The following is a 21,311-nucleotide window of genomic DNA, read 5'->3' on the forward strand; positions in this document are numbered from 1 at the left end:
ATCCGCAACTCGCGCTATTCGACAGCCGCTTTGCCGGCTATTTCCGTCAGCTTCACACCGAAACGCGACGGGTCGTCATCAACGAGCGTGATTTCGCCCCGCGCAATGCGCCGGCCGTTAACCACCACCTCCACGGGTTCGCCGACACGTCGATTGAGTGAAACGGTCGATCCCTTCTTCAAGGCCATAAGCTGGGAAACGGGCATCTCGGCACTGCCCAGAACGATCTGGACCTCAACCGGAATGCTCATCACCAGGTCGGGATTGCCTTCGAAAGAAGCCGTGCTGCCGCCACCGGCATCGGGATTTTCCTCGTGAAGAACGTCCTTCAGCTCTTCGATAGCCTTGTTCAGTTCTTCCTCGCCGTTTTCCTGCGGCTCAGGCTCGGCATTGGTCATCGTTATTCTCCTTCACCGCCGTCCCGGCGCATCATTGCGCCAGGAGCCCTTCGACGACGTCCTTGCGGGCATCGAAAGGCTGTTTGATCCGAACCGTGTAATGGTGTCCGGCTTTTCCGAAATCGCACGTAAACACCGTCTTCTCACGCACCGCCAGGCGCGCCTCGGGCTGTGCACCGTCGCCGAATTCAATCACTTGCCCCTCATGCAGCGAGGCAAGCTCACCGAGCGCCATCCGCATCAGCGGTATGGACGCCTTCAGGCGCACATTCGAGCGCATCACCTCGTCGCTAAAGCGGTTGTGCCAGTCGGCTGCCTTGGCGCTCTGCTGACGCTGATCGCCTGCCTCCATCTCGCGCGTTTCCAAAAGGAGACGTTGCGGCATCCACGCGGAAAGGACACCACCATGCTCTTCCCCGCCTATGGCGAACCGCATCCGCACCCCGGGTCCGTCGCGCACCACGAAACGGCGAAAATCCGCCCCGGCCAGAACTGCCGGCACCTGCAGGCGCAGTCCCAGCGATCGGGCACCCTTTCCGTTCAGGGCCTTCGCAAAAATGTCGAAAGCAAGCGCTGCCACGTCGCGTTCGATCGCCGATGGCGGGCGTTCGATCTGCACCGCCGGCAGTTCCGGGTTGCCACCGAACATCGCTGCGACGAGAAGCGAGATCGCCGTGGGGTCGAGCCGCATGGTGAGCGCATCGCCCGAAACCTCTCCCGCAACGACCACCAATGCGTCACAGCATTCGGGCCTCGGCTTCAATTCCGCCAAACGCACGATCTCGACGTCGATAAGGTCAACCGCGATGGGCGTGGGAAGTTTCTCCTCCAGGCTTTCCATAACGCGCGGCAAAGCACGACTTGCGCAGGAGCGCGCCGCTTCCGACACACGTCGCGGATCGCCAGTGGCGCCCACCAACCGCTCCACGACGAGCGCACGCATCAGTTCAGGGTCTTCCGTCAACGCCATGATCGGCTGTTACTCCGTTAACGCCGCGCGCATCACGCGGCCTGCTTCTCACCGGCCCCACCGGCATTCATGGTGCTCTGCTCGACCGCGTCGATGGTTGGCCGGTCGTAGGCCGAGATGGTCTTTCGGCCGAACTCCAGCGCCACTTGCGGCAGTGAGCCATTCATGTAGGCGAGCAAAGTTTGTTTCACGATAACGTAGAGCCTATTCTTCTTCTCACGGACGATCTTGATCTTCGTCGCGACCGGGCCGACCACCGCATAGGACATGAAAATTCCAAGGAAGGTACCAACGAGCGCCGCGCCAACCAGACCGCCAAGAATTTCCGGAGATTCGTTGATCGCGCCCATGGCCTTGATGACGCCGAGCACGGCAGCCACGATGCCAAGTGCGGGCAGGCCCTCGGAAACGGCAACGAGCGCATTGTAGGATTTCAACTTGTCCCGGCGAATGGTCTGGATTTCCTCGTCCATCAAAGCCTCGATCTCGAAAGGACGGGCATTGCCGATGATGATGATGCGGCAATAATCGCAGATAAAGTTGGTGAGTTCCTTGTTCTTCAGCACGGTCGGATAAGTCTGGAAGATCGCCGATTCCTCCGGATTGTCGATATGAGCCTCCACTTCGCTGCGCGACTTGGTCCGCAGCTCGCGCATCAGGCTATGCAGGACACCGAGCGTCTCAAGATAATCGGTCTCCTTGGGAACCGCGCCCTTGAAGGCTTCCATGCAGGCTTTGCCGGCATCCTTCACTGTGGACATGGGATTGGCGACGAGGAAAGTGCCGAACGCAGCCCCGCAGATGATCACCACTTCCCACGGCTGGATGAGCACGTCCACATGCCCACCCATCGCCATATAGCCGCCGATCACACAGCCGAGCGTTACCACCAGTCCGACAAGAATACCCATCTATACCGCCATTATCTGTAGGCCTTTGCTCCTGTGTATCCGCCGTGGCTTGCGTGAGGCTTGAATGTCGAACGTCTGCGCGAAAGCCTCGCGCAAGATAGACGGACTAATTTTGGCGCAACCGAAGATGGCGGAGGGTGCGCCTTGATCAACACGTTTACGAGCTACCATTTGATCAACCGCGACCTGTCGCGTTCCCTTGAGCGCGTACAATCGCAACCCATGGTGCAGCGCGAGACCGAATACTATCAAGAGAACATAGGGCGGGTGGCTTCCATCGAGGAATTCATCAACGACGACCGCCTGTTCCGCTACGCCATGAAGGCGCACGGTCTTGAAGACATGGCCTATGCAAAGGCGTTCATGGTCAAGGTGCTCGAGGAAGGCATCAGCGATCCGGAGAGTTTCGCCAACAAACTGACCGACAAGCGCTACGTCGAATTTGCCCGCACCTACAACTTTGCCGCCGGCGGAACGAACACAACCACCTACAACCCCGCCCAGAAAGGTACGGTCGACAAATATCTCTCGCGTGCGATCAGCAATGGCGTGGAGCCGAACGACCCGGCGCTTATCGGCAGTATCAACACCTATCTGTCGAAGATTTCCGACATCAAGTCCGTCGACGACTTGATGGGCGATCAGGAGATGCTCAGCTTCGCATTGATGGCGCATGGTTTTGAGGTCGATGAGGTCATCGACCTTGAATTCCTGCGCTCGGTGTTGGAAGGCGGGATCGACGATCCCGAAAGTCCGGCGAACAAGAGCGAGGACGAGCGATACAAGGCGCTCGCCGGGGCTTTCAATTTCGCCCGCTACGGGGAAGATGCGACCACCTATAATGTCACGAACAATCTGGCCGTCGAACGCTATATGCGCCAGACGCTCGAAGAGGACGCGGGCAAACAGAACGAAGGCGTCCGGCTGGCGCTTTACTTCCAGCGCAAGGCGCCCGATTTCCGCTCCTACTACGAACTGCTTGCCGACAAGGCAGTCGCACAGGTGGTGCGCACTGCGCTCGGCTTCCCGCCCGCTCTCGCCCAGGCCGATATCGACAAGCAGGTCGAACTGATCAAGGAGCGTATCGAGATCGAGGATTTCAAGGATCCCGAAAAGCTCGATGAATTTCTGAAGCGCTTCACCACCATGTGGGAACTCGAGAATCCATCGAGTTCGCAGCAGACATCCATCGCCGCGCTGTTCAGTCAACCGGCGGAGTTCGGCATTTCCACCGACATGCTCTTCACGATTGCGCAGTTAAAGAGGTAGCAGACCATGCAGACCGGACTCTATGTCGCCCTTTCCTCCCAGGTGGCATTGGAAAAGCGTCTTGGAACGCTCGCCGACAACGTCGCCAATGCCGGCACGGTCGGCTTCCGTGCCACGTCGGTCAACTTCCGCGACATGGTCAATGGCGACGGACCCGATTCCGTTTCCTTCGCCGCACCCGGAACGCCCAACATAGACACCCATGCCGGGGGCCTGCGTGAAACCAAAAACCCGTTCGATTTTGCCGTACAGGGCGACGCGTGGTTCGCGTTGGACACGCCGGCCGGCACGGTCGTCACACGGGATGGCCGTTTCACCATGCGTGAAACCGGCGAGCTCGTCAGCATCGACGGACATCCCGTCCTGGATGCGGGCGGCGCGCCTTTGCTGCTCGACCCACTCGGCGGCCCGCCCGAAGCCAGTGCCGACGGGACGTTGCGTCAGAACGGCCAACTTGTCGGCGCCGTCGGGCTTTACGCCTTCACTCCGTCCCAAGATTACGCGCGCTTCGGCAATTCCGGTTTCGTCGCCAACGACGCTCAGCCGGTCGTCGATCAGCCCGACATTGGCGTGGCACAGGGCTTTGTGGAGGAAGCCAACGTCAATCCCGTGCTCGAAATGATGAATCTCATCGAGGTGCAGCGCACTTTCGAACACGTGTCGGCGCTGATGAGCGATAGCGACACCGCACTCAAAGACGCGATCAAACTGCTGGGTGCATGAGCGACGCTGTGACAGAGTTCTCCTCCCCCACCCCGCCGCGGGAAACCGTGCTCACCGCGCTGGAAGAAGCCTATCGGCGGATTGCCGGCGACGAACGCTTTCTCGTCAGCCACGGCGGTCGCGTAAGCGAGGTTTCGCCCACGCATTACAGCGTTCGAGGCCTCTCGGAAACCGCCAGGTTGGGCGATCTCGTGTCACGACGCGACAAGCGAGGCGGTGCGGCGGGGGCCGGCGAAATCGTGCGCATTGCCAAGGATGGCGTTCTGGTCGCACCTTACGAAAAGGCGGGACAAGTCGGCCTGGGTGAAGCCGTGTTCAACCGCGGCCCACTCGCTCTCGCTCCCGGTCCATCCTGGCGCGGACGCGTGGTGGACGCACTGGGCCGACCAGCCGACGCCAAGCCCGCCCCTGCCGGCGGCCCGAACTCGACGGACACGACGCCGATAACGCCGCCCGCCATGCAACGCCAACGCGTTGCCGAAGGATTTCGCACCGGCGTGCGCGTCATCGATATCTTCACGCCGCTTTGTCATGGGCAGAGACTGGGTGTCTTCGCCGGCTCCGGCGTGGGCAAGTCGACGCTCTTGTCGATGCTTGCAAACGCCGACGCCTTCGACACGGTGGTCATCGCGCTGGTGGGAGAACGCGGTCGCGAGGTGCGCGAATTTCTCGAAGACACGATCGGTTCGCAGGGCATGGCGAAATCCGTCGCCGTGGTCGCTACCAGCGATGAAAGCGCCATGATGAGGCGGCGTGCCCCGGATACGGCGATGAGCATCGCCGAATACTTCCGCGATCGCGGTGACAAGGTCCTGTTGATCGTCGATTCCATTACCCGCTTTGCGCACGCGCTGCGCGAGGTCGCCATCGGCGCCGGCGAACCGCCCGTCGCCCGGGGCTACCCCGCATCGGTCTTTACCGAACTTCCGCGCCTGCTCGAACGTGCCGGCCCCGGCGAGACGGGACGCGGTTCGATCACGGCCATCCTTTCGGTGCTCGTCGACGGCGACGACCACAACGATCCGGTCGCTGACGCGGTGCGCGGCATTCTCGACGGCCATGTGGTGCTCGACCGTGCCATCGCCGAACAGGGGCGGTTTCCACCCGTCAACCCGCTCTCCTCCATCTCACGACTTGCCGACCGTGCGTGGAAACCCGATGAAAAGCGGCTTGTCATGCGGCTCAGGGCGATGATCGCGCGCTTCGAGGATACCCGCGACATCCGCCTGCTCGGAGCCTATCAGCCCGGCCACGACGCCGAGCTCGATCAGGCCGTCCGGCAGATACCGTTGATCTACGATGCCCTTAGCCAGTCGCCGAACGACCCACGCTCAACCGATCCCTTCACGGACCTGGCAATGAAATTGAAAGCCGGGGAGCCTGTACAATGACGATGAAACTGGCCAGCCTCGAACTTCCGGATGGACGGCGCACGGAACCGAATCCGACCGCCGCCGCCCTGACCGAAGCGCCGTCAGCCCACAGGCCCCGCTTCCTGCCTCGACGCAAACAGAACACGGGCACCGTGGTTCACCGGCCAAGCGGCAGCAGAAGCGACTGGGTAATCATGCTTGGAGGCATCGGCCTCGCCGCCATCTGTGCGATGTTTCCTTGGTACATCTTCTTCAATCAGGAGCAATTTGGCGTTCGTCCGATGTCTTTTGCCGGGCGGCCATCCCCGGACGCACCACGCAGCGAAGCGCTCCCCGGACTTGTCGGGGCACGCATACCGACGCAGATGATCGCGATGCCGCAGGTCGACTACACACCGACCGGCACAGTCGACCGCACACCCACGAAGGCACTTGAAGATCAGCCGTTTCCCGGCGACACGCCGAGCTTCCGCCTGATCCATGTGATCGGTGGACGCGCCATGATCGAGGATGACGAAGGTTACTGGATGGTGCGTCGCGGATCGCGATTGCCCGATGGCAGCCGTGTTTCGCAAATCCAGTGGAAGAACGGTCACTGGGAAATGATGACCTCGCGCGAACTTGTGATCACGCTTTCCGACGAAAACGGAACGTAAGGCCCGCACAAGACTGACTACCTAAAGTGCGGCAGACATGTTCGCATAGACCGAGAGACTTGCCCGATGCAGCCCGTCAATCTGTTCGATCTCGCCACGCAACAGGCGAAATGGCTTTCCGTCCGCCAGACGACGGTCGCAAGCAACGTCGCCAACATCAACACACCCGGATACAAGGCGCTTGAAGTCGAACCCTTCGAAAACGTGCTGAACGGGTCGCGCGTGGCTCTCCAGAGCACCAATCCGAACCATCTGCAGTTCGGCGCGACCAACGCCTCCTTCGCTGTCGGCAGCACTGAGGATCCGGCGGTTCTGCCTTCGGAGAACACGGTGAAGATGGAAGACGAACTCGCCAATGCCGGCGAGGTGCGCCGCGCCTTCGAGCTCAACACCGCCATTGTCAAGGCATTTCACCGCATGCTCATGAACACGTCGAGGGGTTAATCCGTGGATCCGCTTTCCGCTTCCTTGAAAGTCGCCGCTTCCGGCCTGCAAGCGCAGTCCGAACGCATGCAGGTCGTGTCGGAAAACCTGGCGAACGCAAAATCCACCAGCGATATACCCGGCGGCGATCCCTATCGGCGCAAAACGATCAGCTTCGTCGCCGAACTCGACCGCAATATCGGTGGCAGCGTCGTCGAAGTCGGTTCCGTCGCACGCGACCCCACCGAATTCACACTTGAGTTCAATCCCGGTCACGAGGCCGCCGACGAGCGTGGCTATGTGAAAATGCCGAACGTCAACGTGCTGATCGAGATGGCCGACATGCGCGAGGCCAATCGCGGTTACGAAGCGAACCTGCAGGTCATCAAGCAGGCACGCGAACTCATTTCCATGACCATTGATTTGATGCGGAGCCAGTCATGATCCCTCCCGTAGGCAGTATTGCCCCTTCCACCCTGACCGAAACCACCGGCCTTCAATCCGCGCGCCAAACGCCCGCCTCCGAAACCGGCGAGGCGTTCAGCGCCATGCTCGGCGAAGCTGCCGCCGACACGGTCGCCAAGTTGAACCACGCCGAAGGACTTTCGCTCAAAGCACTTCAGGGCGAGGCCGAGACCCGCGAAGTTGTGGATGCGGTCATGAGTGCCGAACAGGCACTTCAGGCCTCCATTGCCGTACGCGACAAACTCGTCACCGCCTATCTCGACATCAGCCGCATGGCCATCTGAGGAGCCTGATCAATGAAAGCCCTGTCGATCGCCGCAACCGGCATGAGCGCCCAACAGCTCAATCTGGAAGTCATCGCCAACAACATCGCCAACATCAACACCACCGGCTTCAAGCGCGCCCGTGCCGAGTTCTCGGACCTGCTCTACCAGACCGAGCGCATGCAGGGCGTTCCAAGCCGCGCCAACCAGGCCATCGTGCCGGAGGGCGCCAATGTGGGCCTGGGCGTTAAGGCCGCCGCCGTGCGCAACCTTCACATTCAGGGGCCGATGAACAACACCGGAAACAAGCTCGATGTGGCATTGGTCGGCAAGGGCTGGTTCGAGATAGAAGGCACGGACGGCGAACCACTCTACACGCGCGCCGGCTCGTTCAACACCAATGCCACCGGTCAACTCGTCACCACGCAGGGTTACAACGTCAATCCGGCAATCGTCATTCCGGAGGACGCCGTGGAGGTTGTGATCAACAAGACCGGCCAGGTCTTCGCCCGCATCGATGGCCAGGCAGAGCTTCAAGACCTGGGTCAGCTCACCTTGGCCAACTTCGCCAACGAGGCGGGGCTCGATCCGATCGGAGACAATCTCTTCCGCGAGACGCCGGCTTCAGGTGCCGCCATCCAGGGCGTACCGGGCGATCCCGGCTTCGCCGTTATCGAGCAGGGTTATCTCGAGGGCTCCAACGTGGATCCGGTGAAAGAAATCACCGAACTGATCTCTGCGCAACGCGCCTATGAGATGAACTCCAAAGTCATTCGCGCGGCCGACGAAATGGCTGCAACCGTCACACAGTCGATCCGGTAGGTTGGCATGAACCGGCACAGCCCCTTCCACGCGCTCTTTCTCGCACTGGTCAGCATTGTCGCGACCGGCCTTTCGGCTGCGGCGCAGGAACAGGCGGTTGTGTCAACTCGCGTCATCTATCCCGGTGAGACCATTGCCATCGACGCGCTCGACGAGGTGGTCTTGCGCCGCCCGCCGCGCGGCAACACGGCGATCGCCCGCATGCTCGAAGACATTGACGGCAAGGTTGCCCGGCGCACACTGCTGCCGGGACGGCTCATACCCGTCAGCTATGTTCGCGACGCCTATCTGGTCGAAACGGGCAGCCCTGTTACCGTCACCTTAAGCGAAGGTGCCCTCACCATCTCATTGCGGGCAGTCCCCCTTCAGGCCGGCGCCGCCGGCGACATGATCCGATTGCGCAACATCGAAAGCGGGCGCACCTTCATGGGCGTGGTGCTTGCCGACGGAACCGTCCAGGTCGGTGCCATATGATCCCCCGCCTCTTCCTTGCAGTGATGATCATAGCGCTGGCCCTTCCGGCCGGCGCGGCTTCGCGCATCAAGGACATCGCCATGCTGCAAGCCGCACGCGACAACCAGCTTGTCGGCTATGGCTTGGTGATCGGCCTCCAGGGCAGCGGTGACAGCCTGCGCAATTCGCCCTTCACCGAACAATCCATGCGCGCCATGCTCGAGAATCTCGGTATAGCGTCCGAAGGTGGACGCGCCCGCGCAAAGAATGTCGCCGCAGTGATTGTGACGGCGAATCTGCCACCATTCGTCCAATCCGGTGCGCGCATCGACGTCAATGTTTCGTCGCTCGGCGATGCGACCTCTCTTGCCGGCGGAACGTTGGTCATGACCCCGATGCGCGCCGCCGACGGCGAGATTTACGCCGTGGCTCAGGGATCGGTCATCGTCTCCGGCTTCAGTGCCCAAGGTCAGGCCGAGACGCTGACCCAAGGTGTTCCCACGTCCGGACGCGTCCCCAACGGCGCAATCATCGAGCGCAAGGTCGAAGCCTCCATGTCCGACAGTGCAACGCTGGTGCTGCAATTGCGCAATGCCGACTTTTCCACCGCCGTACGGGTCACCGATGCGATCAACACCTATACGGGTTCGCGCTTCGGCGCGCGGCTCGCCAAGGAAGAAGATGCGCGCACCATTCGCATTCGTCGACCGAAGGGCATTTCCTATGCCCGCTTTTACGCAGAGATCGAAAATCTCATGGTGGAGTCGGATGCCCCCGCCCGCGTCGTGGTCGACGAGCGTACCGGCACGGTGGTCATCGGCAACGATGTGCGCATCTCCCGCGTCGCCATCAGCCACGGTACACTCACCGTGCGCATCACCGAAACGCCACGTGTGGTCCAGCCCGAACCGTTTTCACGCGGCGAAACGGCCGTCGAGCCGTTCACCGAAATCGAAGCCGACCAGCCCGACGCCAATGTAGCGCTGCTGGACGGACCCAACCTGCAAACCCTCGTTTCCGGCCTCAACCGGCTGGGCGTGAAGCCCGATGGCATCATCGCCATTCTTCAGGGCATCAAGTCCGCCGGCGCTTTGCAGGCCGAACTCGTGCTGCAATAGGTGCGCCGTATGCCCCGCAGGATCCGATTGAAGCAATTTGCCATAAGCGCCTTCGCGGGCATCGTGTTTGCTACGCAGACCGCGCCGCTTCACGCTTTGGCGGCAGACGACCCGACTGGCATGAAGCCGGACGAAGTGGAGCGCTTTTGCGCCAATATCGCCGATGCCGCGCGCGACCGGCGCTATGCGCTCCAGGCCATGGAACTGGAGAAACTCAAGGGCGAGGTAGACGAACGCATCGCAGCGCTGGAAGAGAAGCGCGCCGACTACGAGGGATGGTTGGAGCGTCGCAACGACTTTCTGGCACAGGCTGAGGCCGGCATCGTCGAGATCTATTCGTCGATGCGGCCCGACGCCGCTGCCGAACGTCTGGCGGAAGTGCGCGTCGAACTCGCCGCCGCCATCCTGATGAAGCTGGAGCCGCGCACCGCCGGCATCATCCTCAATGAAATGAACAGCAAATCCGCTGCGACGCTGACGACCATCATTGCCAGTGCCGCGCGTCCGGAGGACCCGACATGACGTTCCGGCCCGTACTGCTTCTGCCGCTTGTCTTCGTCGCAGGCTGCTCGCAATCGCTGAAGGAAATAGGCAAGGAACCGACCATGACCCAGGTCGGTGCCACCATCGATCCGGAAGTGATGGCCGCCTACAATTATCCAAAACGGCCTGCTCCCGCCCTCACGCGCTACTCGCTGTGGGACGACAAGCAAAGCCGCCTCTTTACCGATCCGCGCGCACTCAATGTCGGCGACATACTGACTGTCGAAATCTCCATCAACGACAAGGCCCGTTTCAAGAACGAATCCGAACGCTCGCGCGACGCGGCGCGCAGCCTGGGCCTTTCGGGATCCTACTCGGTCGGTGGTGCCGGTTCCTCTGCGGCCGCCGAAGGCCAGATCGGCTCGGGCACCTCAACCGCGGGTGGCGGACAAACCGAACGCTCGGAGAATATTCGCCTTCTGGTGGCTGCAGTGGTCACGCAGGTTCTGTCGAACGGCAATCTGCGCATTCGCGGCACACAGGAAGTGCGCGTCAACGCGGAGCTGCGCATCCTTACAATCGAGGGCATCGTGCGGCCGAGCGACATCGACCCGCAGAACATGATCTCCTACGAGCGTATCGCCGAAGCCCGCATCTCCTATGGCGGGCGCGGGCGGATCAGCGAGGTACAGCAGCCACCCTACGGCCAGCAGTTTCTCGACCAGGTGCTTCCATTCTAACCGCCGCCGGAGCCTGAACACGCATGGCGTTACTCGAACAACAACCATCGCAGAACAAGGGGCCTTCCCTCGCCGTTCAGTTGGCGATGCTATTGGTCATGTCCGCGCTCGCCGCAGGCGCCGCCTGGCTCGCCGGCAGCTACCTGGAAAGCAGGACCGTCGGCGAAGATACCGATACGGCAATGGCTGAAAGCGGCGCGCACGACGAAGCGACGGACGAAGAGAACAAGCCCCGCGAACCGGCAGGCGTATACGCCATCGAACCGATTACCACCAATCTCGCGGAACCCAGCGAGGTGTGGGTGCGCGCGGAAATGGCACTCGTCTTCGAAGGTGAGCCCGATGCAGCAATCGCCGAAGCCGTGCACCAGGATCTGTTTGCCTATCTGCGCACCGTAAAACTACGCCAGGTGGAGACCGCCAGCGGCTTTCAACATCTACGTTCCGATCTGACCGAACGCGCCAGCATCCGCAGCGAAGGTGCTGTGAAACAGATTCTTTTCCGGGCCCTTCTGTTCGAATGAAACGCCTTCTCCTATCGATTGTCGGCGTGCTTCTTCTGCCTTCCGCGGCAATGGCGCAGACCCTCGACCTCGGCGCTCTGACCGGCGCCGACGGTTCGACCATCGGCACGATCATTCAGCTTTTCGGCCTGCTGACGGTGCTTTCCGTCGCACCCGGAATCCTGATCATGGTCACGAGCTTCACCCGTTTCGTGATCGCCTTTTCCATCCTGCGCGCCGGCATGGGATTGCCGACGACACCGGCCAACCTGATCCTCATCAGCCTGTCGCTGTTCATGACCTTCTACGTCATGACCCCCACATTCGACCGCGCCTGGGCGGAAGGAATTCGCCCGCTGATGAACAACGAGATCAGCGAACAGGATGCCGTACAGCGCATCGCGGAGCCATTCCGGGGCTTCATGGTCAATAATGTGCGCGAAAGAGATTTCGCCCTCTTCGCCGACCTTGCCGCAGAGCGCGGAAACGTCGACATCGACGTGACGGTCGAAACCGCCGATCTGCGCGTGCTCGTACCCGCTTTCATGATTTCGGAGATTCGACGCGGCTTCGAGATCGGGTTTCTGATCGTGCTACCGTTTCTTGTGATCGACCTGATCGTCGCCACCATTACCATGTCCATGGGCATGATGATGCTTCCGCCCACCGTCGTTTCCTTGCCGTTCAAGATACTGTTCTTCGTCCTCATCGACGGCTGGAACCTGCTCGTGGGCAGTCTCGTGCGATCCTTCGTCTAGCGAGAAATCGCTCGCCCGGGAAAATAACGTCCATACATTAGCTTTTTGGTAGGAAATCGCCGCCATAAATGCCCCCAAGCATGGCGGACAGATCCTGCAACGGGATCAAGGGCATGATGCCGCTCCGTCATACCGGTGAGCCCGGTATGTCCCTCGTTTGTTTTGTATTTCAGGGGCGTTTATCCCATGGCAAGTCTTATGACCAACGCGTCGGCAATGACCGCGCTGCAGACCCTCAACACCATCTCCAAGAACATGGACACCACCCAGTCCCGCATTTCGACGGGCCTGCGCGTGGCGGAAGCCTCCGACAATGCGGCTTACTGGTCGATCGCGACTTCGATGAAGTCCGACAACAAGGCCCTTTCCAGCGTTCAGGATGCTTTGGGTCTCGGTGCCGGCAAGCTCGACACGGCCTACACGGGTATCAACGAAGTCATCGACACCGTCGACAAAATCAAGCAGAAGCTTGTGACGGCACGCGGTGCTTCGCAGGAAGACCAGCAGAAGATCCAGAGCGAGATCGAGGCACTTCAGTCTCACATCACTTCGGTCGTCGGCAACTCCAATTATGCCGGCTCCAACATCATCCAGGACAACGCCGATGTGAACGTCGTTGCTTCCTACAACCGTGATGGCACCACCGTTACGGTCGACCAGATCACGCTCACGGGTGCCGATGTTCTGGTGCTGGACGCCGCCGGGGCGGCCGGTAGCGCTTCGACCGTGGTCACCGCTGGCTGGTTCGATGCTTCGGGCGGTGCAATCGCCGACACAGCGATCGACACCATGCTGGGCGAAGTGGAAACCGCACTTTCCACGCTTGCCGACCAGGCTGCGGATCTCGGTGCAGCCAAGTCGCGCGTCGATCTTCAGAAAGACTTCGTCTCGAAGCTTTCCGATGCCATCGAGCGTGGTGTTGGCCAGTTGGTCGATGCGGACATGAACGAAGAGTCGGCTCGTCTTTCGGCCCTGCAGGTTCAGCAGCAGCTGGGCGTTCAGGCGCTGTCGATCGCCAACTCCAACTCGCAGAACATTCTGTCGCTGTTCCGCTAAGCGATCGATCCCGGACATTCAGCGCCGGTATCCTTCAGAACCGATCGGGCCGCTCGTAAGAGCGGCCCGATTTTTTTTGTGCAGTCTACAGCAGGCATCTTGCGTTAATCGGCTGTTAACCATGTGAGTCTACTCATTGTTAACCATACCCGGCGCCGTATATGGGCGCGGATCGGGGGCGGCTGAACAAAGGGGTGATCACGTGGCCAGCATCATGACCAACACATCTGCGATGGTTGCATTGCAGAGCCTGAAAGCGACCAACAAGTCCATGGACGTGGTGCAGGGACGCATCTCCACGGGTTACCGTGTCGCCGAAGCGAGTGACAATGCGGCCTATTGGTCGATCGCGACCACTATGCGTTCCGACAACAAGGCTCTATCGGCCGTCCAGGACGCGCTCGGGCTCGGTGCCGGCAAGATCGACACGTCCTACACCGCCATGAACAACGTTCTGGAGGCTGTCGATTCCATCAAGTCGAAGCTGGTGACCGCACGCGGCGCAAGTGCCGAGAACCAGGGCAAGATCCAGGCTGAAATCGACATCCTGCTCGATCAGATCAGAAGTGCCGCCACCGGCGCAAGCTACGCCGGCACCAACGTTCTCGCCACCGATGACACCGGCGATATGGAGGTCGTCTCCGCATATAACCGATCCTCGGCCGGCACCGTCACCGTCGACACCATCCAGATCGACATCGCCAGCGTCAAGCTGTTCGCCGCCGGTGGTCTGCCGGGCGGTCTCGCCGACGACATCATGCAGATCGACATCGTCACCAACGGAGCGGATGCCGACATCGACGGTTATCTCACGGACGTTGAAACGGCCCTGTCCAGCATGTCGACGGCAGCCGCCGACCTCGGCGCCGCCAAGACCCGGCTCGATCTGCAGAAGGATTTCGTTTCCAACCTGATGGACTCTATCGAGCGCGGCGTCGGCCAACTCGTCGACGCCGACATGAACGAAGAGTCCACCCGCCTGCAGGCCCTTCAGGTTCAGCAGCAGCTCGGCATTCAGGCATTGGCCATCGCCAACCAGAATGCCCAGAGCATTCTCGCTCTGTTCAAATAGCCGCACGATCTCGACACAGCCGATTTCGAAATGGGGTCGCATCGCGGCCCCATTTCATTTTCGCACAAGCTTCGACCTCTAGTCTCCCCGACAGATTTCGTATGGGAGCATTGGGCGTTGCCTGAGCAGATTCAGACCGTCGTTGAAAACTTGAAAAGCCTCGGCATGCGCCGGCTCGTCCTTCTGGGCGGCATGCTGGCGCTGGTGATGGCCGTCATCGTTGCCGGCGCGGCCTATCTCAACAAGCCGGCCTACGAAACCCTTTATGTCGGGCTCGATCGTTCCGACGTGAACCAGATCGGCCTCGTTCTGGGAGAAGCCGGCATCGGTTTCGATGTGGTTTCCGATGGAACCGCGGTTCTGGTTCCAGCCGGAAAAACCGCACAGGCAAGAATGCTTCTCGCCGAGAAGGGCCTGCCCAGCAGCACCAATGCCGGTTACGAACTCTTCGACAATGTCGGCTCCCTGGGCCTCACCACCTTCATGCAGCAGGTGACCCGCGTGCGTGCCCTGGAAGGCGAAATCGCCCGCACCATACAATCGCTTAGCGGCATCAAGGCCGCGCGCGTTCACATCGTCATGCAGGAACGCGGCACCTTTCGTACCGAAGAGCGTCAGCCTTCGGCATCCGTGGTCATCCGTGCCTCCAATCTCGACGCCACCGAGGCCGCCGGGTCGATTCGATACCTCGTCGCCGCTGCTGTACCGGGCCTCGACGCGGAAAAGGTGACGGTGCTCGATTCCGCCGGCACCTTGCTTGCCGCAGGCGACGATCCGTCCAACAGCACAGCGCAGCGCTCCATCGGCGTGGAACGCACCGTCGAGAACCAGATCGAACAGAATATCCGCCGTGCGCTCGCCCCCTATCTCGGGCCGGACAATTTCCGTGCCAGCGTCAAGGCCGACGTCAACACTGATGCCCGTCAGATCGAAGAAGTCATCTACGATCCCGACTCGCGCGTCGAACGCTCCGTCCAAGTGGTGCGCTCCAGTGACAGTGCCAACCGCGAAACGGCGATCCAACCCACTTCCGTTGCACAAAACCTCCCCGAAGACGACACCAGCGCAACCGCGGGTCCCAAATCGTCCGAGGAAAGCGAGCGACGCGAGGAAACCACAAACTACGAACTAAACACCAAGCGCATCGCCACCACCAGCAATGGCTATAGCGTCGACAAAATGTCGATCGCGGTCGTCGTCAACCAGGCGCGCATCACGGAGATTCTCGGTCCCAACGCGACGCCCGATCAGATCGACGAGCGCATCGGCGAGATCCGGAATGTCGTGGCCTCGGCCACCGGCTTCAATGAAACTCGCGGCGACATTATCAACGTCTCGTCTGTGGAGTTTATCGACGGGCTGGACGGCACGCCATTGCCTGAACCCGGCATTCTCGCTTCCATAGGCCAGCACACCGGCACGTTGATCAACGCCGCCGCGTTCATTCTGGTCGCCTTTCTTGTCACCTGGTTCGGTCTGAAGCCGCTCGGCAACAACCTGATGCGCCCGATGATCGCGCAAGATTCTGCCGAGGACGATGGGCAGCGCACCTTGCCGAACCTGGAGGAAGATCAGGTCCGCCTTACGGACGGCGCCTATTCCGATCCCGAGTTCGAGGAAGACGACACCTACGGCACCCATCGATTGAAGATCCGTCCAGCACCCCAGGAGCGCCTGGCGCGTATGGTCGATCTCAACGAGGAACGCACAGCGCATATTCTGCGCAAATGGGCGCGCGCCGAGGCGGAGGCAGGCTGATGCCCCCCGCCCTCTCATTGATGGACGTCCTGCCGGATTTCGGCAGTCCGGCTCCCTCAGCCGCCGCGCAACGTGCCACCGCGAACCATTTCGATCCGCTGCTGCGGGCACCGGAACCGCCGACCGAAGAGCCCGCCCCCTCAGTGCAGACCCAGGCGGACGAAATGGTTGTCGCTGCGGAGACCGCTCTTGCCGAAAGGCTTGCGCACGAACACACGCAGCAGCTTGAGCAGGAGCGCCAGCGTCACCGGGAGGAATTGGAAGCGGTCCGGGCCCAGTTTGGCGAGGCAACAGGCGAGACGATAAAGACCCGTTTCTGCGAACTGGAACAGCAGGTCGTCGATCTTACCACGCAGGCGACGGCACGCATGCTCGCCACGACGTTAACGGACGATCTGCAAAAACGCTCCGTCGCTGAACTCGAACGTGTGGTGCGCGCCGCGATCGACGATCGCGATGCTGTGCGAATCCGCGTTAGCGGCTCGCCTGCGCTTTGGGAAAGTCTGAAAGCCGGTCTCGGTGAAAAGGCAAGCCATGTCGATTTCACCGAAACGCCAGGCTTCGATATCAGCATAGCGGTCGATGAGGAGCTCTTTGAAACACGGCTCACAGAGTGGTCGGCAACATTGGCGGAATTGATCTCATGAGCATGGCCGAGAACGAGGAACGGGCATCCGAGATCATTATCGTTCGTCGCGGCGGCGGCGACGAAGACGAGGGCCATCACGGCGGTGCATGGAAGATCGCATTCGCGGATTTCATGACCGCCATGATGTGCTTCTTTCTGGTTATGTGGCTCATCAACGCAACCGATGACGACACGAGAACGGCTCTGGCAAGCTATTTCAATCCGGTGAAGCTCGTTGATCAAAGCACAAGCAGCAAAGGTCTTGAAGACGTTGAAGGCGAGCCTGTCCAAGACGCGCCAGACGAGGTGGAAACCGATGCGCCCGGCGCACCGTCCCAGAATCAGGATCAGACATCGGGTCCCATGAGTTTCGAGAACGCCGTCGGGCGTTCGGAGACAGAGCAACTGTCCGACGAAAATCTCTTCTCGGACCCTTATGCCGTGCTGGCGGAAATCGCGGCCGATACGGACACGATGCAGAACATATCGAACAAGGGCGAAGGCGGGGCGCGGATTGCCGGTCCCTCTTCAGGCGCCTCGGGCGGCGAATCCTATCGCGATCCCTTCGCGCCGGATTTCTGGTCGCAGCAGGTGGCCCGCCCTCGCATCGGCGTGCAAGGCGATCCCGATGATGCACGCGAAAACCCGGCGGGCAGCGACGTCGACGTTCCGACCAACGGCGAAAACAGGCCGCCAGCGGTGGCCCGCGAAACGCCCGAGGATGGCGATGGAACCGCCGTCGCACTAAAACCCGTTGCCGAGGTCGAGCCGCTGAAACCGGCCGAACAGGCGGAACCCGAATCCGAACCGACGACACCGCATGCCGAACCGCAACTGGCGGAGATCGCCGAAGAGGCGTCCGCGAATTCCGACATACAGCACACAGAGCGTGGCGAACAACTTGCCGAGCAAATTCGTGCTCAGCTCGCGGAACAGTTCGCCGGCAGTCCACTCGAAGGTTCGATCTCGGTCGTGGCGACGGATGAAGGCGTTCTGGTTTCAATCACCGACAACCTCGAGAACGGCATGTTCCCGGTCGGTTCTGCCGTGCCGCAGCGCGAACTCGTACTGGCCATGGACAAGATCGGCCAGACGCTTGCCGCTCAACCCGGGAAGATAAACGTGCGTGGTCATACGGACGGTCGCCCGTTCCGCAGTGAAACCTACGACAATTGGCGCCTTTCCAGCGCACGCGCTCAAGCTGCCTATTACATGCTTGTTCGCGGCGGGCTCGATGAATTGCGTATCGAACAGGTCGCCGGGTTCGCAGACCGCAAGCTCAAAGTGCCTGATGATCCTTATGCCAGCGCGAACCGCCGCATCGAGATCCTGTTGGAAGTGCCGCGATGAAAAGGGCCGCAAGACTGGCTGTTTTCCTGGCGGCCGGCATGTGTCTTCATGCCGGCGCCCACGCCGCTCCCATGCAGCCCTATCAGATGGTTCGCTCGCTGCAGCGCCTTCAGGACCAGATCGCCAATGGCGATCATGCGGCACTGCCGATGCAGCAGAAGCTTCTGAGCATTATCGACAATCGTATAAGAAAGGCCGAACCGGAGGATTTCTCCGATCCAAGAAACCTCCAAGCGCTGCTTATCTACGGTCTCAGCGGCGGCAATCCCAAGACGCTGGAAATGCTTTTTGCAAAACTCTCTCTTGCAGAGACGCAGGCCCGGCTCGGTGAAGCGATCGTGCGTTATGCGCTCGGCGACTTTACCGCCGCCCGAGCCGTATTGCAGACCATCGATCCGAAGACACTGCCGCCGGAAGTCGGACCTCCGGTCGCCCTGGTCAGTGCAACCGTGACCGCGCAGGACAATCCGCTTTTTGCGCTCAGAATGCTCGATGAAGCCCGGCTTTTAAGCCCTGGCACACTGATCGAGGAGGCCGCCCTGCGGCGCAGCATCCCCCTCGCGGCAGCGATGAAGGATGCCGATCGGCTGGCAAGAGCATCGGAGCAATATGTCCGCCGCTTCCTTCGCTCCCCCTATGCAACGCAATTCGTCGACACCTTCGTTGCCGCAGTTGTGGAAATGCACGATGCCGTGGACCCGTCCATGATCGATCGCGTGACGGCGCAAATGTCCAACGAGCAGGCGCGGATCGTCTATCTGCGGCTCGCGCGCAAAAGCGCCATCGAAGGGTACGATCGGCTGCTGTCCTTCGCATCCAGCAAGGCGATGGCCTACAGCCAGGGCGAAAACGGCGCCAACGATCCACGCGCCGTGCTTTACGCGAACATGGCTTCGGTAAGTTCGGATAATGTCAACGACGTGCTTTCGGCATTAAACGGAATTGCCCGCGATCGGCTTTCCGCCGCCGACCGAGAGCTACTCGACGCCGCCAAGGCCATCGCCAAGGCGGTTCTGGATGAACCACGCCACACCTCTGCCGTGAGCGATGAACCAGAGCCGGCGCCTCTCCTTACCCTCGAAGACGTTCCCGCCGACGCCCAAGAAGCGATGGCTGTCGAGCAAAATGCCGCTCCGGCCGTGTCGCCGAGGACGATGGACGCAGCATTCCCCGCCGATGAAGAGAACGAGGCGGCTGATACTTACATGAAGGAATTGCGCAGCAAGCTCGAAGACATCGACGCACTGCTTGAGAAGGAAACCGGTCAATGAACGCCGCTATCAGTCGAGGACTACCGGCCGCCGCACAGTCTCTTGATTCAGGTTCGCACAAACGCGGCACCGGAACCTCGGACCTGACCGGATTCCGGGATGCGTTGAAGGAACGTCAAGGCACGGAAGGCGACAACGAAAAGACGGCAGCGAATGAAGAGACAGGCTGGCGGCCGATACGATGGACCGTACCGCACAAGATGAACGTGCAGGAAGGGAACGTCGAGGGCGATAATGGGCGTGAGCGCGAAACATCGGTCGAGATTTCGCTTCCAGCCGAAACCGTATCCCAGAAGCGACCGACCGAGAACCCTGACAGATCCATATCTCTCGACGTTGCGGGCAAGGCGGTGCCAATCGATGAGAATGGCGCGAACGCTAAGAGCACCCCGCAAGCAGGGGATATTCAGCGCACGAACGAAGCCAAGACACAGCTGTCGGAAAATCCGGCGGCAAACACAACACCAATCCCTGCAACACTGGTCGCCGGCACATCGCGGGCCACCACCGCGCAGCCCAATCCACAGGGCGCGGGCAGCAGCCGGGAGCGCACGGCATCGATATTCACGTCGAACAGATCTGAACGGCCCGTGCCCGAGACCGCCAACGCGACGGCCAAAGTCAATGGCGCTCTCGGCGAAAAGGCTTTCGCATCGGCGGTCGAGCAACCGACCAATCATGCAATCAAAGGCGAGGCTGTGCAGCGCGGCGAAGGCTTAATGCGCGAGGGCCTGCAACAACAGCAGCCGGATATCCGTGTGGTGTCCATCCAGCGCGTGCCCGCTCCCGCGCCCCTAGCCGGCAACGAACAGGCCGGCGGCACACAACGCGCGGCGGCAAGCGAGTCCCCTCACCTCCAAGCCACCCAGCAAGGTGAAGCCGGGCGCATGGTGCAGACATTGAAGATTCAACTTCAGCCAGCCGAGCTCGGCATGGTGACGGCGCGCCTGCGCATCGTCGCCGATCAGTTGACGGTGGATCTTCAGGTGGAAAACGCGGAAGCACGCCAGCGCCTCAGTACCGATAGCGATTCAATCGTCAAAGCGTTGCGTTCGCTTGGCTATGAAATCGACCGCGTGAACGTACAGCAATCTGCGCCCGGCGGACAGAGCAACACGGCGACCGGCGGCAGCGGGCGCGACGGTGCGTTCCAGTCTATGAACAATGGCGAGAGTGACGGCGACCGTTCGCACGGAGCTGGCGATCAGCGCTCATCGCGCGAGCAGGAGCGCCACAAGGGAAGACAGGCGCAGGACGGCGGGGATGCGGCGCGCGGCGGCCTTTATATTTAGTCTTTCACTCCTCACCGTAAACGCCCAGGCAGCGGACAATGCCTGTGAGAGCGAGATCCTGCGCGCGGCCGAACGCTATCGGGTTCCGCCAGGCATTCTTTATGCCGTCGGCCTCACCGAGACTGGCGTGAAAGGCAGTTTGCAGCCCTATGCACTGAACATCGAGGGCACGGCGGTGTTCGCACGCAATGCAAACGATGCGATGCGCACCTTCGAACAGGCACGCGCTCAGGGAAAGAAACTCATCGACTTGGGCTGCATGCAGATCAATCATCACTACCATGGCGATCAATTCGAGAATCTGCGTTCCATGCTCGACCCTCGACAGAATGTCGATTACGCGGCCCGTTTTCTGGTGCAACTCAAGCGTCGCCACGGGTCGTGGTCGATGGCGGTCGCCCGCTACCACGCCGGGCCAAACAACGATCCGGCACAAAAGCGTTATGTCTGCCGGGTCATCACGAATATGGTCGCCACTGGCTTCGGTGCGTGGACATCCGATGCGCGAAATTTCTGCGACTCTTGATTGAATATCGCGACTTTGACCCCGGAAGCG

The 21,311-nt window shown here is 60.9% G+C and carries 25 protein-coding genes; 22 read left to right on the forward strand and 3 right to left on the reverse strand.

Features of this window, described 5'->3' with window-relative positions; translation table 11 throughout:
- Positions 1–14 precede the first annotated feature (14 nt).
- Genes fliN through motA form a run of 3 tightly spaced genes read right to left on the reverse strand, consistent with a single transcriptional unit; the run spans position 15 to position 2,279 of the window.
- A complete protein-coding gene (gene fliN / locus QZ638_RS04255) occupies positions 15–398 on the reverse strand; it encodes a flagellar motor switch protein FliN (RefSeq protein WP_295807306.1) in 384 nt (127 codons plus the stop codon).
- A gap of 31 nt (positions 399–429) precedes the next feature.
- Complete coding sequence (locus QZ638_RS04260) at positions 430–1,368, reverse strand: FliM/FliN family flagellar motor switch protein (RefSeq protein ID WP_295807309.1); 939 nt, start codon at positions 1,366–1,368, stop codon at positions 430–432.
- Positions 1,369–1,400: 32 nt separating this feature from the next.
- Positions 1,401–2,279 carry a flagellar motor stator protein MotA gene (motA, locus tag QZ638_RS04265; protein WP_295807311.1) on the reverse strand — a complete coding sequence of 293 codons (879 nt, stop codon included), beginning with the start codon at positions 2,277–2,279 and terminating at the stop codon, positions 1,401–1,403.
- A 144-nt stretch (positions 2,280–2,423) separates the two neighbouring features.
- On the opposite strand from motA, the gene QZ638_RS04270 reads away from it, so the two are divergent.
- The 22 genes from QZ638_RS04270 to QZ638_RS04375 all read left to right on the forward strand — a co-directional run bounded on the left by QZ638_RS04270 (position 2,424) and on the right by QZ638_RS04375 (position 21,281).
- A complete protein-coding gene (locus QZ638_RS04270) occupies positions 2,424–3,548 on the forward strand; it encodes a DUF1217 domain-containing protein (RefSeq protein WP_295807314.1) in 1,125 nt (374 codons plus the stop codon).
- A gap of 6 nt (positions 3,549–3,554) precedes the next feature.
- A complete protein-coding gene (gene flgF / locus QZ638_RS04275; RefSeq protein ID WP_295807318.1) occupies positions 3,555–4,271 on the forward strand; it encodes a flagellar basal-body rod protein FlgF in 717 nt (238 codons plus the stop codon).
- Complete coding sequence (fliI, locus tag QZ638_RS04280; RefSeq protein ID WP_295807320.1) at positions 4,268–5,662, forward strand: flagellar protein export ATPase FliI; 1,395 nt, start codon at positions 4,268–4,270, stop codon at positions 5,660–5,662. Before flgF ends, fliI begins: the two co-directional genes overlap by 4 nt.
- A complete protein-coding gene (locus QZ638_RS04285) occupies positions 5,659–6,300 on the forward strand; it encodes a hypothetical protein (RefSeq protein ID WP_295807321.1) in 642 nt (213 codons plus the stop codon). Before fliI ends, QZ638_RS04285 begins: the two co-directional genes overlap by 4 nt.
- Positions 6,301–6,366: 66 nt before the next feature.
- Positions 6,367–6,744 carry a flagellar basal body rod protein FlgB gene (gene flgB, locus QZ638_RS04290; RefSeq protein WP_295807324.1) on the forward strand — a complete coding sequence of 126 codons (378 nt, stop codon included), beginning with the start codon at positions 6,367–6,369 and terminating at the stop codon, positions 6,742–6,744.
- Between the two features lie 3 nt (positions 6,745–6,747).
- Complete coding sequence (gene flgC / locus QZ638_RS04295; RefSeq protein ID WP_007008633.1) at positions 6,748–7,167, forward strand: flagellar basal body rod protein FlgC; 420 nt, start codon at positions 6,748–6,750, stop codon at positions 7,165–7,167.
- Positions 7,164–7,472: a flagellar hook-basal body complex protein FliE gene (locus QZ638_RS04300; RefSeq protein ID WP_295807327.1), complete on the forward strand. Its 309-nt coding sequence runs from the start codon at positions 7,164–7,166 to the stop codon at positions 7,470–7,472. Before flgC ends, QZ638_RS04300 begins: the two co-directional genes overlap by 4 nt.
- Before the next feature lie 12 nt (positions 7,473–7,484).
- On the forward strand, positions 7,485–8,273 hold the full coding sequence (gene flgG, locus QZ638_RS04305; protein ID WP_007008631.1) for a flagellar basal-body rod protein FlgG: 789 nt from the start codon (positions 7,485–7,487) through the stop codon (positions 8,271–8,273).
- 6 nt (positions 8,274–8,279) lie between these two features.
- Complete coding sequence (flgA, locus tag QZ638_RS04310; RefSeq protein ID WP_295807330.1) at positions 8,280–8,747, forward strand: flagellar basal body P-ring formation chaperone FlgA; 468 nt, start codon at positions 8,280–8,282, stop codon at positions 8,745–8,747.
- Complete coding sequence (locus tag QZ638_RS04315; protein ID WP_295807333.1) at positions 8,744–9,844, forward strand: flagellar basal body P-ring protein FlgI; 1,101 nt, start codon at positions 8,744–8,746, stop codon at positions 9,842–9,844. The genes flgA and QZ638_RS04315 overlap by 4 nt, the downstream gene beginning before the upstream one ends.
- Positions 9,845–9,853: 9 nt before the next feature.
- A complete protein-coding gene (locus QZ638_RS04320; protein ID WP_295807335.1) occupies positions 9,854–10,366 on the forward strand; it encodes a MotE family protein in 513 nt (170 codons plus the stop codon).
- Positions 10,363–11,067: a flagellar basal body L-ring protein FlgH gene (gene flgH / locus QZ638_RS04325; RefSeq protein ID WP_295807338.1), complete on the forward strand. Its 705-nt coding sequence runs from the start codon at positions 10,363–10,365 to the stop codon at positions 11,065–11,067. Before QZ638_RS04320 ends, flgH begins: the two co-directional genes overlap by 4 nt.
- Before the next feature lie 23 nt (positions 11,068–11,090).
- Positions 11,091–11,591, forward strand: coding sequence for a flagellar basal body-associated protein FliL (locus tag QZ638_RS04330; protein WP_295807340.1), 501 nt, complete (start codon positions 11,091–11,093; stop codon positions 11,589–11,591).
- Positions 11,588–12,328: a flagellar type III secretion system pore protein FliP gene (fliP, locus tag QZ638_RS04335; protein ID WP_295807343.1), complete on the forward strand. Its 741-nt coding sequence runs from the start codon at positions 11,588–11,590 to the stop codon at positions 12,326–12,328. The genes QZ638_RS04330 and fliP overlap by 4 nt, the downstream gene beginning before the upstream one ends.
- A gap of 186 nt (positions 12,329–12,514) precedes the next feature.
- The gene (locus tag QZ638_RS04340; RefSeq protein ID WP_295807347.1) at positions 12,515–13,384 is read left to right on the forward strand and encodes a flagellin; all 870 of its coding nucleotides are present in this window, start codon (positions 12,515–12,517) and stop codon (positions 13,382–13,384) included.
- A 202-nt stretch (positions 13,385–13,586) separates the two neighbouring features.
- Positions 13,587–14,456 carry a flagellin gene (locus QZ638_RS04345; protein ID WP_295807350.1) on the forward strand — a complete coding sequence of 290 codons (870 nt, stop codon included), beginning with the start codon at positions 13,587–13,589 and terminating at the stop codon, positions 14,454–14,456.
- 117 nt (positions 14,457–14,573) lie between these two features.
- Positions 14,574–16,214: a flagellar basal-body MS-ring/collar protein FliF gene (fliF, locus tag QZ638_RS04350; protein WP_295807352.1), complete on the forward strand. Its 1,641-nt coding sequence runs from the start codon at positions 14,574–14,576 to the stop codon at positions 16,212–16,214.
- On the forward strand, positions 16,214–16,861 hold the full coding sequence (locus tag QZ638_RS04355) for a hypothetical protein (RefSeq protein WP_295807355.1): 648 nt from the start codon (positions 16,214–16,216) through the stop codon (positions 16,859–16,861). The genes fliF and QZ638_RS04355 overlap by 1 nt, the downstream gene beginning before the upstream one ends.
- Positions 16,858–18,192: a MotB family protein gene (locus QZ638_RS04360; RefSeq protein ID WP_295807357.1), complete on the forward strand. Its 1,335-nt coding sequence runs from the start codon at positions 16,858–16,860 to the stop codon at positions 18,190–18,192. Before QZ638_RS04355 ends, QZ638_RS04360 begins: the two co-directional genes overlap by 4 nt.
- Positions 18,189–19,463, forward strand: coding sequence for a chemotaxis protein (locus QZ638_RS04365; RefSeq protein ID WP_295807358.1), 1,275 nt, complete (start codon positions 18,189–18,191; stop codon positions 19,461–19,463). Before QZ638_RS04360 ends, QZ638_RS04365 begins: the two co-directional genes overlap by 4 nt.
- The gene (locus QZ638_RS04370) at positions 19,460–20,755 is read left to right on the forward strand and encodes a flagellar hook-length control protein FliK (RefSeq protein WP_295807360.1); all 1,296 of its coding nucleotides are present in this window, start codon (positions 19,460–19,462) and stop codon (positions 20,753–20,755) included. Before QZ638_RS04365 ends, QZ638_RS04370 begins: the two co-directional genes overlap by 4 nt.
- Complete coding sequence (locus QZ638_RS04375) at positions 20,727–21,281, forward strand: transglycosylase SLT domain-containing protein (RefSeq protein ID WP_295807362.1); 555 nt, start codon at positions 20,727–20,729, stop codon at positions 21,279–21,281. Before QZ638_RS04370 ends, QZ638_RS04375 begins: the two co-directional genes overlap by 29 nt.
- The last annotated feature ends 30 nt before the right edge of the window (positions 21,282–21,311 follow it).

This window comes from uncultured Nitratireductor sp., from assembly GCF_913053745.1.
Taxonomy (GTDB): domain Bacteria; phylum Pseudomonadota; class Alphaproteobacteria; order Rhizobiales; family Rhizobiaceae; genus Nitratireductor.